Annotated in this window: 9 protein-coding genes; 6 read left to right on the top strand and 3 right to left on the bottom strand. The window is 34.3% G+C overall.

The genetic code is table 11. From position 1 onward, the window contains the following. The first annotated feature begins 65 nt into the window (after positions 1 to 65). From pgmB to AC4FQX_RS10780, 5 genes are all read left to right on the top strand, one after another. Entirely contained in the window at positions 66 to 719 is a 654-nt protein-coding gene (gene pgmB, locus AC4FQX_RS10800; RefSeq protein WP_491167709.1) for a beta-phosphoglucomutase, read from the top strand. Positions 720 to 822: 103 nt separating this feature from the next. After that, positions 823 to 3132, top strand: coding sequence for a glycoside hydrolase family 65 protein (locus AC4FQX_RS10795; protein WP_491167708.1), 2310 nt, complete (start codon positions 823 to 825; stop codon positions 3130 to 3132). A 76-nt stretch (positions 3133 to 3208) separates the two neighbouring features. Next, positions 3209 to 5059: a glycoside hydrolase family 13 protein gene (locus AC4FQX_RS10790; protein WP_491167707.1), complete on the top strand. Its 1851-nt coding sequence runs from the start codon at positions 3209 to 3211 to the stop codon at positions 5057 to 5059. A 134-nt stretch (positions 5060 to 5193) separates the two neighbouring features. Further along, positions 5194 to 7632, top strand: coding sequence for a glycoside hydrolase family 31 protein (locus AC4FQX_RS10785; RefSeq protein ID WP_491167706.1), 2439 nt, complete (start codon positions 5194 to 5196; stop codon positions 7630 to 7632). 15 nt (positions 7633 to 7647) lie between these two features. After that, positions 7648 to 9006, top strand: coding sequence for an alpha-amylase family glycosyl hydrolase (locus tag AC4FQX_RS10780; RefSeq protein ID WP_491167705.1), 1359 nt, complete (start codon positions 7648 to 7650; stop codon positions 9004 to 9006). 115 nt (positions 9007 to 9121) lie between these two features. Here the strand turns inward: AC4FQX_RS10780 and AC4FQX_RS10775 are convergent, their stop codons facing one another. Both AC4FQX_RS10775 and AC4FQX_RS10770 read right to left on the bottom strand, forming a co-directional pair. Next, complete coding sequence (locus AC4FQX_RS10775; protein ID WP_491167704.1) at positions 9122 to 10021, bottom strand: MBL fold metallo-hydrolase; 900 nt, start codon at positions 10019 to 10021, stop codon at positions 9122 to 9124. 117 nt (positions 10022 to 10138) lie between these two features. Beyond that, positions 10139 to 11935, bottom strand: coding sequence for a hypothetical protein (locus tag AC4FQX_RS10770; protein WP_491167703.1), 1797 nt, complete (start codon positions 11933 to 11935; stop codon positions 10139 to 10141). Positions 11936 to 12167: 232 nt separating this feature from the next. On the opposite strand from AC4FQX_RS10770, the gene AC4FQX_RS10765 reads away from it, so the two are divergent. Beyond that, on the top strand, positions 12168 to 14537 hold the full coding sequence (locus AC4FQX_RS10765; RefSeq protein WP_491167702.1) for a GAF domain-containing protein: 2370 nt from the start codon (positions 12168 to 12170) through the stop codon (positions 14535 to 14537). Between the two features lie 223 nt (positions 14538 to 14760). Here the strand turns inward: AC4FQX_RS10765 and AC4FQX_RS10760 are convergent, their stop codons facing one another. Continuing rightward, positions 14761 to 15930: a Pycsar system effector family protein gene (locus AC4FQX_RS10760; protein WP_491167701.1), complete on the bottom strand. Its 1170-nt coding sequence runs from the start codon at positions 15928 to 15930 to the stop codon at positions 14761 to 14763. Positions 15931 to 15934: the final 4 nt, after the last annotated feature.

The raw sequence follows: 15934 nt of genomic DNA, 5'->3' as shown, positions 1-15934 counted from the left end.
ACAGTACCGTTTCTGGTGCTGTAATTTTAAATCAGTTTTCAGAATTTCAAATAATTTTTATAAAAATGATAAAAAAAGCCTTTGTTTTCGATCTGGATGGAGTTATTGTTGACACCGCAAAATATCATTTTCTTGCATGGCAGAAAATTGCACATCAGTTGGGAATTGAATTTGCACATGAAGACAATGAACAGTTAAAAGGAGTAAGCAGAATTCGTTCCTTAGATCTTATTCTGAGTTTAGGGAATATTGAAATCAGTCAGGAAGAAAAAGACCGATATCTTCTTCAAAAAAATGAAGATTATCTTACCCATATTATTACTATGGGACCCGATGAAATTTTACCCGGAGTAGTTCCTGTTTTACAGTTTTTAAAAGAGAAGGGTCAGTTAATAGCCTTAGGTTCCGCAAGTAAAAATGCCAGACCGATATTAGAGAAAGTAAATATAATCGACTTTTTTGATGTTATCGTTGACGGTAATGATGTGACTAATGCAAAACCGGATCCTGAAGTTTTTCTGAGAGCTGTTCAGCTTTTAGGAAGTACACCCGAACAAGCAATTGTATTTGAAGATTCCGTTGCAGGAATACAAGCAGCGAATATTGCTCATATGATAAGTATAGGCATTGGAGAAAAGAAAGTACTCCATGAAGCAAAATACGTTTTTTCTGATTTTACTAAAATAGAAAACAGTTTCCTTGAAACACTAATGAGATAAATCAGTATTGAGATGTTAGAAATAGAAAAAAGAACCAAGAGTCAAGAACCAAGAAACTTCTCAATATTTCAATACCTAATACAAATTAAAAATAGTTAAAGAAATGAATCAAGATTATATAATCCCAGACAACTGGTCTATCATCGAAGAAGGGTTTGACAGAGAAAGAGTAAAATCATCAGAAAGTCTTTTCAGTATCGGTAACGGAGCAATGGGACAAAGAGCCAATTTTGAAGAGCAGTATTCAGGGACTACTTTTCAGGGAAGTTATATTGCAGGAATTTATTATCCTGATAAGACAAAAGTGGGATGGTGGAAGAACGGATATCCGGAATATTTCGCTAAGGTATTAAATGCCCCAAACTGGATTGGTATTGCTATCGAAATTAACGGGGAAGTTTTAGATTTGAATACCTGCACCGAAGTAAAAAATTTTAGAAGAGAACTGAATATGAAAGAAGGATGGTATCATCGTTCTTTTGAAGCAACATTGCAAAATGGTGTGCAGATAGGAGTGAATGTACGTCGTTTTCTTTCCCTTAATTTGGATGAGACAGGAGTAATTAACTATGAGATTACACCATTAAATCAGTCTGTTAAGATCGTTTACAAACCGTATATAGATGCAGGAGTAAAAAACGAAGATGCAAACTGGGAAGAAAAATTTTGGGAACCGTTGGAAGTAAAACAGGGTAATAATAAAGCCTTTGTAGTAGCCCGTACTTTTAAAACACATTTCAATGTGGCTACTTTTATGCAAAACAGCATTTTATTAAATGATAAAAATCTGAATCTTTCTGCAGAGCAGGTTGAAGCTACCTCCGATAAAGTTCAATTTACCTATACCGTTGAAGTAGCTAAGGGAGAAAAATCATCTATTCATAAAATAGGTGGTTACACCGTTTCACTGAATCACAAGAATGATCAGTTGATTGAAGCAGCTTCTGTTGTAATTGATAAAGCAGTTGCCAAAGGTTATGCTGCTTTACTGGAAGATCAGGAACAGGCATGGGCAGATATTTGGGAAAAAGCAGATATTACAATAGAAGGAGATGTAAAAGCACAACAAGGAATTCGTTTTAATATCTTTCAGCTGAATCAGACCTATTTAGGTAAAGATCCGAGATTAAATATTGGACCAAAAGGTTTTACAGGAGAAAAATACGGAGGAAGTACCTATTGGGATACAGAAGCGTATTGTATCCCTTTTTATATGGCAACCAAAGATCAGCAGGTAGCCAGAAATTTACTGACCTATCGTTATAACCAATTAGATAAAGCAATTGAAAATGGCGTTAAATTAGGTTTTACCAATGGAGCAGCTCTGTACCCGATGGTGACGATGAATGGGGAAGAATGTCATAATGAATGGGAAATTACTTTTGAAGAAATTCATCGTAATGGAGCCATTGCATTCGCAATTTTCAATTTTTACCGCTTTACAGGAGATTACAGTTATATAGTAGAAAAAGGACTGGAAGTATTAATAGGTATTGCCCGTTTTTGGCATCAGAGAGCTAATTTTTCAACCGATAAAAACAAGTATGTTATTCTCGGAGTAACCGGACCTAATGAATATGAAAATAACGTAAATAATAATTTTTATACCAACTATATAGCAAAATGGTGTATTAACTATACCTACGAACAGATCCGGAAAATTGCAACTGAATATCCGACAGATTATGCCCGTATTATGGCAAAAGTGAAACTGGATAAAGCAGAAACCGAAAGCTGGAAAGAAGTTGCAGATAAAATGTATTTTCCTTTCTCAGAAACCAATCAGGTGTATTTACAACAAGACGGTTTCTTGGATAAGGAACTGGTAAAAGTGAAAGATCTGGATCGTTCACAAAGACCGATCAATCAGAAATGGTCATGGGACAGAATTTTACGCTCTCCTTATATTAAACAGGCAGACGTTTTACAGGGATTCTATTTCTTTGAAGATCATTTCTCAGCAGAAGAATTAGAACGTCATTTCGATTTTTATGAGCCTTATACTGTTCATGAATCATCATTATCTCCCTGTGTACACTCTATTCAAGCAGCCACTCTGGGCAGAATGGAACAGGCTTATACTTTTTATTTAAGAACCTCCCGTTTAGATCTGGATGATTATAATAAAGAAGTAGAAGAAGGATGTCATATTACAAGTATGGCAGGAACCTGGATGAGTATTGTGGAAGGATTTGGAGGAATGAGAGTAAAAGAAGATACTTTACATTTTACGCCAAGAATTCCCAATCAGTGGACAGCATATTCTTTTAAGATCAACTTTAGAGATCAGGTTTTAAAAGTAGCGATTGAAAAAGATAAAACACAATTTACAATAGACGGAGCAAAAGAACTGATTGTTTATGTAAACGGAAAAGCAGTTACTGTAACACCAGATAACTTGGTTACTGTGTAATACAAATCCTGCAAGGTTTTTAAAACCTTGTAGGTTTAATATATCGATTATGATATTTTTTTAAAGTCAAAATAATATGAAGTTATTGAATAAAACACTACTATTAGTTCTTTTTATAGTTACCTCTGCATTTGCACAAATCGACAGAGTAGAGCCTCCTTTCTGGTGGACAGACATGAAAAATCCAGAAGTACAAATTATGTTTTATGGGAAAAACATAGCTAATTATCAACCATTTGTATTATCAGATAAAGTAATAATAACCAGTGTTATTAAAACAGAAAATCCAAATTATGTTTTTGTAACTATTGACATAAAGAATGCTAAAGCAGGAGATTTTATTTTTTCATTCAAAGAGAAAAACAAAGTTGTTTTCACACATAAATATAATTTGAAAGAGAGAAAAGAAAATTCGGCAAACAGAAAAAGCTATGATGCATCCGATATGATGTATCTGATTATGCCGGATCGTTTTGCAAATGGAAATCCTGATAATGATTCCGATAAATCTGTAACTGAAAAAGTAAACCGTTCCTTACCTGGAGGGAGGCACGGAGGAGATATTGAAGGAATTATTCAGAATTTAGATTATCTAAAAGAATTAGGAGTAACCACAATTTGGAATACACCTCTTTTAGAAGATAATGAAGCAGAATATTCTTATCATACCTATGCTCAGTCTGATGTTTACAGAATCGATCCTCGTTACGGAACCAATGAAGATTATAAACGTCTGGCAGATGAATTACATAAAAAAGATATGAAACTGGTAATGGATTATGTGACGAATCATTGGGGAGCAGAGCACTGGATGATTAAGGATATGCCAACGTATGACTGGATTCACCAGTTTCCCGGATATGCTCAATCTAATTATAGAATGACTACACAATATGATACTAATGCAGCTACAATCGATGCCAAATATTGTATAGACGGATGGTTTGTACCATCAATGCCGGATCTGAATCAGTCCAATCCATTGGTTTTGAATTATCTTATACAAAATGCAGTATGGTGGATAGAATATTCAGGATTAGATGGTTTCAGAGTAGATACTTATTCCTATAATGATAAAGAAGCTATTGCAAAATGGACTAAAGCCATCACAAACGAATATCCTTATTTTAATATCGTAGGAGAAGTATGGATGCATGATCAGGCACAAATTTCATTCTGGCAGAAAGACAGTAAGATTGGAGCAATAAAAAGTTATAATTCCTATTTGCCTAGTGTGATGGATTTTACATTGCATGACGCTATTACGTCCATATTCAATGAAGACAAAACAGGCTGGTCTGACGGAATGATAAAAGTATATGAGAATTTTACAAATGATTTTTTATATCCTAATGTAGACAATCTGTTGGTTTTTGCAGAAAATCACGATACACACCGAATCAACCATATCTACAAAAATGATTTCAGTAAATATAAAATGGCAATGACGCTGATCGCTACTGTTAGGGGAATACCACAGGTGTATTATGGTAGTGAGATCGGTATGGCAGGGAATAAAGACGAAGGAGATGCCGCAATCAGACAGGATTTCCCCGGAGGATGGAAAGGAGATAAAAAGAATGCTTTTACAAAAGGAGGAAGAACAGCAGAGCAACAGAAATATTTTGATTTCACCTCTAAGTTATTCCAGTGGAGAAAAGGAAATAAGGCTGTTCATTTCGGTAAAATGACGCATTATCTTCCCGAAGACAACGTATATATTTATTTCAGATACAATGACGATCAGTCCGTAATGGTAGTGATCAATAACAGTACAGAAGTTAAAAAAGTAAAAACAAATCGTTTTCAGGAGAATATTAAATCTTTTGTAAAAGGTAAAGAGGTTCTGAACGGAACAGTGATTGATATTACCAATGAAATTACAGTTGAAGCAAAATCAGCTTTAATATTGGAATTAGAGAGATAATACCATAAATATTTCTTTCCTAACCCGTTTTTTTAACCTGTTAGGTATAACTCTGTTTCGCCAAGTCTCTGACTTTTGCAGAGCAGGAGTAAGTTTTTAATAATTAAGTTAAGGTTCGTAATAAAAAAAGAAATATGATTAAAATTCTAAAAATCACGGTTTTGTTCTTTCTCTTTAGTATTTCGTTTGTAGCAGCACAAAATGTAGATAGAAAATATGAAGGAATAAAACAAAAGCAGAACCATTTAGAAGTATATACCAGTGATGGTATGTACAGGATAAGAATATATTCAGAAAAGATTATCGAGACTTCCTTTATTCCAAAAGGAGAAACTTTTGATTCCGTTTCACATGCTGTTGTTTTGTCTCCCAAATTAGTAAGTAAGACTTATGGTTATGGCGTGAGAGAAACAGCATCAAAGATCAGATACGGAGCAGCTGTATTTAGAGGAATAGAAGCCACTCGCGGAATTGCAGCAATTATTCAGAAAGAACCTTTTCAGATCAGTTACACCTATAAAAACAAACCTTTGATCTCTGAGAAAACAGGATATTACAAAACGGATAAAGCAGAGATTCTGGAGTTTAACTTAAATTCTAAAGAGGTATTGTATGGTGGTGGTTCCCGTGTTCTGGGTATGAACCGAAGAGGAAATCGATTACAATTATACAATCGTGCCCATTATGGTTATGAAACCCATTCAGAGTTAATGAATTACTCCATGCCTCTTGTAATGTCATCCGGTATTTATGCAGTACATTTTGATAATGCACCAATCGGTTATCTGGATCTGGATAGTAAAAAGAATAATACACTAAACTATGAAACGATTAGTGGCAGAAAAACGTATCAGGTAATTGCAGGAGATTCATGGATGGATTTGGTTTCTAATTATGTTTCCCTTACAGGAACACAACCTTTACCGCCAAGATGGGCTTTAGGGAATTTTTCCAGCAGATTTGGATACCATTCCGAAAAAGAAACAAGAGAAACAGTAGATAAATTCATAGCAGAAGGAATTCCGTTAGATGCAGTTATTATTGATTTGTACTGGTTTGGAAAAGAAGTTCAGGGAACAATGGGGAATCTGAAGTTTGATGAAGATACTTTTCCGACACCTGAAAAGATGATGGCTGATTTTGAAGAAAAGGGAATAAAGACCATTTTAGTAACAGAACCTTTTATCCTGACCACTTCTAACCGATGGGAAGAAGCCGTAGAGAATAAAGTGCTGGCAACAGATAGTTTAGGAAAATCGTTTACCTATGATTTCTTTTTTGGAAATACTGGTCTGGTAGATATTTTCAAACCCGAAGGAGAAAAGTGGTTCTGGGATATTTATAAAGGTTTAGTTGATAAAGGAGTAGGCGGATGGTGGGGCGATTTGGGAGAACCCGAAGTTCATCCTGCTGCTTTACAACATGTAACAGGAACAGCCGATCAGGTTCATAATATTTATGGACATAATTGGGCAAGGTTGGTTTTCGAAGGATATCAGAAAGAATTTCCGAAGCAGCGACCTTTTATATTGATGCGTTCCGGATATTCCGGTTCACAGCGTTATGGATTAATCCCTTGGTCCGGTGACGTGAACAGAACCTGGGGCGGATTACAACCACAAATGGAAATTTCATTACAAATGGGGATGCAGGGATTAGGATATATGCATTCCGATCTGGGTGGATTTGCCGGTAATTTAGAAGATAATGAATTGTATACCCGTTGGTTACAATATGGTGTTTTTCAGCCTATTTTCCGACCTCATGCGCAAGAAGAAGTAGCTTCCGAACCTGTTTTTAAAGAAGAGAGAACAAAAGCACTCGTTAAAAAAGCAATTCAGTTACGATATAGTTTACTGCCCTATAATTATACACTGGCTTTTGAAAATAACCAATATGGAAGTCCATTAATGCGTCCGTTGTTTTTCGAAGAACCAACAAATAAAGAGCTATTAACCGTTGATGGTACTTATTTATGGGGGAATGCTTTTTTAGTTACCCCGATAGTACAGCCCGGAATAACCGAAACAACTGTTTTTTTTCCAAAAAAGAATAACTGGTATGATTTCTATACCGGAAAAAAATATAAAGGAGGAACAAAAGCAATTGTTGCCGTTGTTCCGGATTATATTCCGGTATATGTAAGAGGAGGTTCATTTATTCCGATGATTGAACCTGTTCAGACTACAAAAGATTATTCCGTTAAAAATCTGCTTTTACAGTATTATCATGATCCTAAAGTGAAAAAAAGCAGAGGGCAACTTTATAATGATAATGGAATAACACCTGATACTTATCAAAAAGGAGAATATGAATTATTACGATTTGAGAGTACATTTAAAAAGAAAGAACTGACTATTACAATCCATTTAGAAAAAGGAAAATCCTTTTCTCTGGAAGATAAATCCTTTTCATTACTTGTGCACCAAGTAGAAGCCAAACCTGAAAAGGTGATTACAGGAGATAAAACAATCCCTTTTGAATGGGATAAAGAAACATCCATTTTAAAAATTCCTGTAGCTTTTAATAAAGAAGAAAAAGAAGTAAGAGTACAAATACAATTATCCAAATAATAAAGAAGTATAAAAATGAGAAAAACAATTTTATTTGTTTTATGCCTTGCTGCCTTAGCAGGTTGTAAAGATCAGAAAAAAGAAAAAACAGCTGTTATGACAGAAGAAGTGATTGCTCCCATGAGCGATGCAGTGATGGAAAATGCAGTGATTTATGAAGCAAATATCCGTCAGTATTCCCCCGAAGGAACTTTCAATGCTTTTACAAAAGACATTCCGAGTTTGAAGAACTTAGGAGTAAAGATAATCTGGGTGATGCCTGTTTATCCAATTGGAGTAGAGAATAGAAAAGAAGGACTGGGGAGTTATTATTCCATTCAGGATTATAGAGGAATTAATTCCGAATTTGGTACACTGGAAGACTTTAAAAACTTGATAAATACAGCACATGAAAACGGTATTTATGTGATTCTTGACTGGGTTGCTAACCATACCGCATGGGATCATAAATGGATGAAACAACACCCGGATTATTATACTAAAGACAAAGACGGGAAAGTAATTGCTCCTTATGATTGGACTGATGTTGCAGAGTTGAATTATGACAATAAAGCCATGCGTCAGGAAATGATTAATGAAATGAAATACTGGATTACTGAAACCAATATTGATGGTTTTCGTTGTGATGTTGCTGCTGAGGTTCCTACGGATTTTTGGGATGAAGCCACTCCTGAACTGAATAAAGTAAAACCAATCTTTATGTTAGCAGAAGCTGAAAAACCGGGATTACTGAAAAATGCTTTTGACATGGCTTATGGATGGGAATCACACCACCTTATGAATGAAATCGCTCAAGGTAAAAAAACAGTAAAAGCGTGGGATGATTATATCATAAAGAAAGATACTATTTTTGAGAGAGATGATTTTACGATGTATTTTACCTCAAATCATGATGAAAACTCATGGAACGGGACAGAATACGAAAGAATGGGAGATGCTGTAGAAGTATTTGCTGCTTTGACTTTCGTTACTCCGGGTATGCCTTTGATTTATAATGGACAGGAATACGATTTCAAAAAACGTTTACGTTTCTTTGAAAAAGACACCATTACTAAAGCAAAAGGAAAAATGTACTCCGTTTATGAAAAACTGGGAGCCCTTAAAAATAATAATGTAGCATTGAATGGAGGTAAAAATGCTGCTTCCTATACAAGATTAATGACATCAGCAGATGCAGATATTCTCGCTTTTATAAGAGAAAAAGAAGGAAAGCAAGTTCTTTTTGTTGGAAATCTGACTAAAAAAGAACAGACTTTTACAACCCCGATTGAAGGTGTTTATACTGATTATATGTCAGGAGAAAAAATGACTTTTTTAAAAGACGCAAAACAAACCTTTAAACCATGGGAATATAAAATCCTGATAAAAGAATAATGGTGCAGACAGATTGTATATAACCCCGTAACCGGTAACTGTATCTGTAGAGAAGCACAGCCGTGCCTCTCTACAGATACAGTTATATACAATTATACGATTTTATATACGGTTTTTAAATCCTTCCCTGTTCCTTTAATTTCCAGTAACGATATAAGCCGGCAACCGACATCCAGCTAGGATTAGCATATTCATAAGTTTGTATATGTTCTTCACTGACTCCGTTTTCTCTCAATTGATCTTGAGTATATTTCATAAAGACCGGAACCGTTTTTTCTATGTCCGTTCCTTTATCATAATACCGTTTTATAAAGTTGGACCAGTCATCCAGTATGATTTCCAAATCTTTTAAATGTTTGGCAGGATTTTCTGATTTTGCAAAATGAGTGAGGTATAGTGCTTCAGGTTGTAAAGCTCTGATCTTGGCAATAGATTCCTTCCATAATTCGATATTAATATCAGGAGGAGGACAGGGCGGAACCACCGGACCATTTCCTATTTTCACACCGCCTACATCACCCGTAAACATCACCTGACCTAATTGATAAGCATTATGATGAACAGCATGTCCTGGTGTGTACCAAGTAGTAAATTCCGTTGAGCCGAATCTAATTTTATCACCATCATTGACAGGAACCAGTAAATTTTCAGGGATAGCTTCCATACTTCCCCAGAGGCGATCCATATCTTCCCCATAGATTTGGGCAGCAGAATTCCAGAGTTTTTCAGGATTAGCGAGATGAGGTAAGCCAATAGGATGCACGTGAATCTTGGCTCCGTGTTTTGCAAATTTCCAAGCGACACCCGCATGATCAAAATGAATATGAGTTAACAGAATATTTTTTATATCCTCCGTTTTATATCCTAAATCATGGATTCCTTTCTCCAGATATTCCCAGGTTGATTCAGGTCCCGTATCAATTATAACAGGTCCTTCAGAAGTTTCTATCAGGAAAGAAGCAATAGAATGACTTTCTTCCTGAAAATATAGATCTATAATATGTATCTTATTCATAAGCAACAAAAATTAAATTAAGTCGAAAAAGATAAATTTAGTCTTTTTTATGAATAGTGAGATGTAAAAAGTCGTCCATCTCTTTTCACATCTCACAAATAACATTTTACAAAATAATTAGATTTTGACAGGTATTTTCAATAAGCCTAATTTAATTTCCAGTTCTTCTAATTCTTCCTGCATCTTTTGTTTGTACAGTTCCGTTTCAGCAGTTATTTTCGGGATTAGTTGTTTGTAGTATTCTATACCGTTTTCCAGTTGTGATTTAAAATTATCAAGATATTTGCGTTTTTTATCATTAATATCTGTAAGATGATTATTGATATCCGTTTTAAGATAATCTACATATAAACGTAATTCATTAATAAACATATGTGAACGTTTCTCCGTATCAAACAATTTTATTTTTCCGTAAATATGCTTTACCATTTCTTCCAGACTGTATGTTCCTGAGAAATTAGCAATATTAGGTCCTGCACAAACCGCAACCGATTTATTCTGACGTGGTTTCAGTGTATTGTATTTTATATAAACAGAAGAACATAAACTATCACACAGACATATTTTTTCTGTGATTTTGTCAAAAGCCGCTTTAAAATCAATTTTTGGTAATTGTAAAGATTCCAGTTGTTTTATTTTCAGATTCTGATATTCTCTCGAAGCAGTGCATAATGGTTTTTCTCCAAATTCAGTATCTGATACCAGAAATTTTTTCTTACATGGACTTCCCGGTCTTCCTTTTGTAATACGTTCCAGTCTTTCCTTTTCAACACTGCTGTTTCTGAAATGGTTGAACGGAACTCCTAGTGGAGAAGCATTACTGATATAGAAATCAGAAGCAGTAGCATTGGTAAGATCTTTTAAAGTAGCTTCATCCACATTAGTTGCTTCCGGAACCAGTAAAAAAGGACTTCCCCATCCTGTAGCATCCAGTTGATAATAATTAACAAGGAAACTATCCTCCTCATGAGTGCCGATTCCGCCTTGTGCGCTAATACGCATTTCAGGAACTGCATTAGGAACAATCTTTCCTTTTTCCAGTAATACTTTCTGATAGATTTCAAAAAGCTCTGTTTGTATATCCTGCCTTTTTATTTTGAATTCCTCTAATATTGGTCCCATAAGATAGCCTTCCGTAGCAAAAGCATGTCCACCACAGTTTAATCCTGATTCAATTCGAAATTCAGATATCCATACACCCTTTTTAGCAAGGAATTTCCCCTGTATCAGAGCAGAACGGAAATCACTTACTTTCAAAATGATCTTTTTTTTCATTATTCCGTTTTCATCCGGAAAAAATGAATCAAAATTTTCAACATAACTGTATAGTTTTGGATTCATTCCGGCAGACAGAACAATAGAAGAAGATAAATTACTTTGCGCATAACCGCGAAAAGCAGCTAAGGCATCCGTAAAGGTTCCGTCCAGTATCTCACCCGAAGCATTACTGTTTACTTTATCAACTTTAGCCATGATGTTAACATCAATAGAACCTTTTTTCATTTGTTGGCGAAGTTGTTGCTGTAAAGCTACTTTTTCTGAAATATTCGTACAGGCAAGCATTTTGATATAAGTTTGTTTCAGAGTAGATGGATCTGCCAGGAGTTCAAAATATTTACTGATTCTGCTTCCTTTCGTAAATTCTTCAGAACGTATAGCGTCAAATTCCTGATCAATAAGTTCCTGGATTAGATTTAAATAAGCCGTAACTCTTTTTGCTCTGCTGTCTTCTTCTTTAGGTAAGATAGTTGTAAAAGGACGATTCGTTGCATCGCAGTAATATTTTCGGATTTCTTCCAGTAAAATATCGTCAACAATTGACGCTACAGAAGAGATACCGTAAGGAGCTACTTTTACAGGCGTATCAACAGAATATCCTAGTCCCAGTACCGGGATGTGAAATGAATGAATCATAATTTTTTTGGGTTAAATTTTTAGTTAAGAGTTTACAAAGAAGAGAAAATAAACTTTTAGAAAACATGATAAAAATCATACTATAGTAAAGTGTTTTTAATGCATTTTTCCTGTTTTATCATAAATATGAATGAAAAAGAACAGGAATGTATTTTATCATATAGTAAAATCCTTGTTGAGTGGTAATTGTACAATATTTCGTAAATTTGGAAGTCATAAAAGGATATGCGATATGAATTATAAAAAATACAAAGAAAATCCGTTTCAGATCAGAATTTCCTTTCATAAAGTAATTGAAAGTCTGAAAGAGATAGCTTTGTCAGATGTGGACTATCAGTCTGCTTATGCAAAAGCTTTATTGGAAAAAGCGGCCCCTTATCCGGAATTAAGTGATGGAATTTCAATAGAAAAAATAAACGAATATACTCCGATTATAAAGAGTTTACTGGCAGATCTGTTTCCTCAGACCTTAACTCATAATGAAATAAAAGCAGTTACTATTCCTTTTCAGAATGTTACACTGAATTATTCCGAAAGATTCTCTAAGATTATTAAAGATGCAGGAGAGGAATTTGATGTTATTATTCGCGATTTTACAGAACATCAGTTCTATGTGATGAGTTGTTGTCTGATACTGAATAATTATTACGGATATAATTTTGATCTGAGCAAGCCATTATTCTATGATATTCCGGATGCAGAGGGAGTAGTAAAACATTACAGAATTCTTTATAATGCTGATTTTCTGGAAATTTATCCAACAGAAAAAGCAATAGAGATTACATCCGAAGATGTTAAACTTCTTATGGACAATTATGATGATCTGTCGTTATGGAAAGAGAAATTTCCTAATGAAAGCTGGATATCAAAAGGATTTGGTATTGTGACTTTATTTGATGTTACAACTGAAAATGCTGTTTCTAACTTAAAAACAAATTTATTAACAGCTGATGTTAATTCAAGAGGTTTGACCGGTGAATTTGAAACTATTTTCAGTTCTATTTTCAGGATTCCGGATTTAAAAGTTGGTTTTACAGCCTTTAATCAGGAAGAAGGAACATTCAATATTGCTTCTTTTAACGACGTAATTCACAGTTATATATTACTGAATGTTGTAGAAGCAGAATGTAAATCGATATTGTGTAACTGTTCTTTTGATACACTGATGAAAGATAAGAAATACTTTGCAATATCCGATGTACAGACCTATTTAGCTTCTACCGATAAAGTTCTTTTAGCAAATCATTTGTTAGAACAAGGTATACAGAGCTGTATTTTTGCTCCTGTTGTTAAAAACGACCGTTTAATGGGAGTTATAGAGCTGGTTTCATCAAAAAAAGGAGTATTGAATAGTCTGAATGCTACAAAAATGGATATTGTAATGCCATATATTGTAGATACAATGGAGCGATATTATTCTGATTTGCAAAATCAGATTGAAGCTATTATTCAAAAAGAATACACCTCAATTCATCCCAGTGTATACTGGAAGTTCAGAAAAGAAGCAATTCAGTATATCAATACTGTTCGTGAGATAAAAGATTATACTCCTAATGAGATCGTCTTTTCTGAAGTATATGCATTATTCGGTCAGATAGATATAAAAGGTTCATCAGAGATCAGGAACGCATCTGTTCAGAAAGACCTGATTATACAAATGAATTCTCTGATAGAGATTTTTAATCAGATTACTAAAGAAAGCCATCTGCCTATTTTTGAACAGAAAATATTTGAGATAAAACAAACTCTTCAACAATTAAAAACAGAATTCAGTGCAGATACAGAACAAAGCATTCAGAACAATATCAGTACAGATATTAATCCGATAGTGTTTTCTTTTCAATCTGATAATAAAATTACTAATGCATTAATAAAAGTTTATACAGATCGTCTCGATAAAAAAACAGGGACCATTTATGAAGACAGAAAGAATTTTGATATTACACTTTCCATTATCAATAAAAAAATGGCAAATATGTTGGACGAGAAACAACTGGCAGCACAGAAGTATTATCCCCATTATTATGAGCGATTTAAAACAGACGGAGTAGAACATAATTTATATATAGGAGCTTCCATAACAGCAGGTAAAACATTTGATCTGTTATATCTTTATAATTTACGCTTATGGCAGTTGCAGATTATGTGTGAAATGGAGAATGAGTATCAGTCTTTAAGAACAACATTACCTTATAAACTTGATGTTGCATCTCTAATTCTCGTTTTCAGTACCCCTATTTCGATTCGATTTAGAATGGATGAAAAGCGATTTGACGTAGACGGAAATTACAATGCCCGTTATGAGATTGTGAAGAAACGGATTGATAAAGCAAATATAAAAGGCACAAGAGAACGTATTACTCAAAAAGGGAAGATAACGATTGTTTTTTCTCATAAAAAAGAAGAGCAGGAATATCTGCGTTATATAGAATTCTTACAAAGTAAAAATATTCTCGGAAAAGAAATCGAAACATTCAATGTAGAAGACCTTCAGGGAGTATCAGGATTAAAAGCAATTCGTGTGCCCATAGTGTACAAAGTAATTCCAAAAGATCAAATTACCTTCAGTTACGAAGATCTGTTGAAAGAATTATCAATCTAAATAGTATTGAGAAACTTTAAGAAAAAGAGTCATTAAAATGATATTTAAGATATATCTTAAATATCGTTTTGTGTTTTATTACCATTTATCCTGCAAGGTCTTTTTTGACCTTGTAGGTATATAAAATTTAAACAGGCTCTTTATTATATCTAACAACCAAATACCAGTGACTAACAACCATTCATTATTCAAATCTTCAAAATGCCTAATCTTCAAATTAAAACTATCCCAATGCCCTAAAAGCCCATACAAACGCGATTACAGAAGCAATGATGTTAATCATAAAAATAGAATAAGTAATGCGAAGCAACTTGTATTTTCTGTTTAGAACAATACCCAGATAATAAAGATCCTTAATCATTGTGTTATAAAGATGTTCCCGGTCTGCCATCATTTCATTCATAGCCCATTCATATTCATTCAGAGGCATTTTATAGAAATTACCAAAGAATAACAGATTGACCTTCTTGTCCAGAATCTCTTGACGGGTAAAAGAACCCTGAGTTACCTTTGGTCTCGTAGATAAGATTGCAAATATAATAGAAGTGGCGCTCAGGATGAGCATAATGAAAGTAGGTACAATAAGATGAGCATTACCCGGGCTGTCCAGTTTCGGGATCAGAGTAGACAGAGATATAGAAACAATAACAGCATTTACAGAAAGCAGAATATTTGCCTTACTGTCCGCAATATTACTCAATCGTGTATGATTGTTCAGTGTAACCCTGAACATGGTATCAATACCCCGTTCCGGACGTTCCGTTTTTTCAAGTCGATCCTGTTTTTTTCTTTTCTTTTCCTCAGTGGACTGTATTTTTTCCTGAAGTAAAGTAAGATTTTTTTCCTTGTTCATTTGCCAGTTTTCCTTAGCATAATTCGTATAAAAACGATGGCACTGAATAAAAGCAGTTCGGTTTTCAATTGCCCATTCCTTATCCGTATACGTTTTATTTAAGACCAGTTTCCATTCCTCCCGTAGCAGTTCACATATTCCCAGATAGTTTTTATCAGCAAAATGAGAAGAATCCGCATCACATATGATCCTTTCCAGAAGGTTTTCCGGAGCTTTCCCTATTTTAGTTGCACGGATCAGTTGTATTACCTGTTCCGTAATAACAGGAGAAACAGGGTTTTCTTTCAGGAAATTCTGAGCTATCAGAACGCTGTTTTCCTCATGATTTTCACTTCCGTTTATATATCCCGTATCATGAAACCAAGCAGCTAATAGTACAGCCGTTTTAGAATCATCATCTAAATTTTCTCCATTACAAAGCTCTTTCACACTATTTACTACCCTTAATGCATGATTAAAATTATGATAAGTATATGAAAGAGAAAGTTTATCTTTGAAAAGATAAAAGACGAAGTCTTCAGCTTTTTGAATAATAGTCATAAAA

This window comes from Flavobacterium sp. AK-301 (assembly GCF_058310215.1).
Note: the sequence above shows the minus strand (reverse complement) of the source record. Positions and strands in the feature narration are given on the sequence as shown.

Excerpts from the sequence above, each read along its gene's own strand:
- pgmB (WP_491167709.1), top strand. The coding sequence starts at position 66 with ATGATAAAAAAAGCCTTTGTTTTCGATCTGGATGGAGTTATTGTTGAC.
- AC4FQX_RS10795 (WP_491167708.1), top strand. The coding sequence starts at position 823 with ATGAATCAAGATTATATAATCCCAGACAACTGGTCTATCATCGAAGAA.
- AC4FQX_RS10790 (WP_491167707.1), top strand. The coding sequence starts at position 3,209 with ATGAAGTTATTGAATAAAACACTACTATTAGTTCTTTTTATAGTTACC.
- AC4FQX_RS10785 (WP_491167706.1), top strand. The coding sequence starts at position 5,194 with ATGATTAAAATTCTAAAAATCACGGTTTTGTTCTTTCTCTTTAGTATT.
- AC4FQX_RS10780 (WP_491167705.1), top strand. The coding sequence starts at position 7,648 with ATGAGAAAAACAATTTTATTTGTTTTATGCCTTGCTGCCTTAGCAGGT.
- AC4FQX_RS10775 (WP_491167704.1), bottom strand. The coding sequence starts at position 10,021 with ATGAATAAGATACATATTATAGATCTATATTTTCAGGAAGAAAGTCAT.
- AC4FQX_RS10770 (WP_491167703.1), bottom strand. The coding sequence starts at position 11,935 with ATGATTCATTCATTTCACATCCCGGTACTGGGACTAGGATATTCTGTT.
- AC4FQX_RS10765 (WP_491167702.1), top strand. The coding sequence starts at position 12,168 with ATGAATTATAAAAAATACAAAGAAAATCCGTTTCAGATCAGAATTTCC.
- AC4FQX_RS10760 (WP_491167701.1), bottom strand. The coding sequence starts at position 15,930 with ATGACTATTATTCAAAAAGCTGAAGACTTCGTCTTTTATCTTTTCAAA.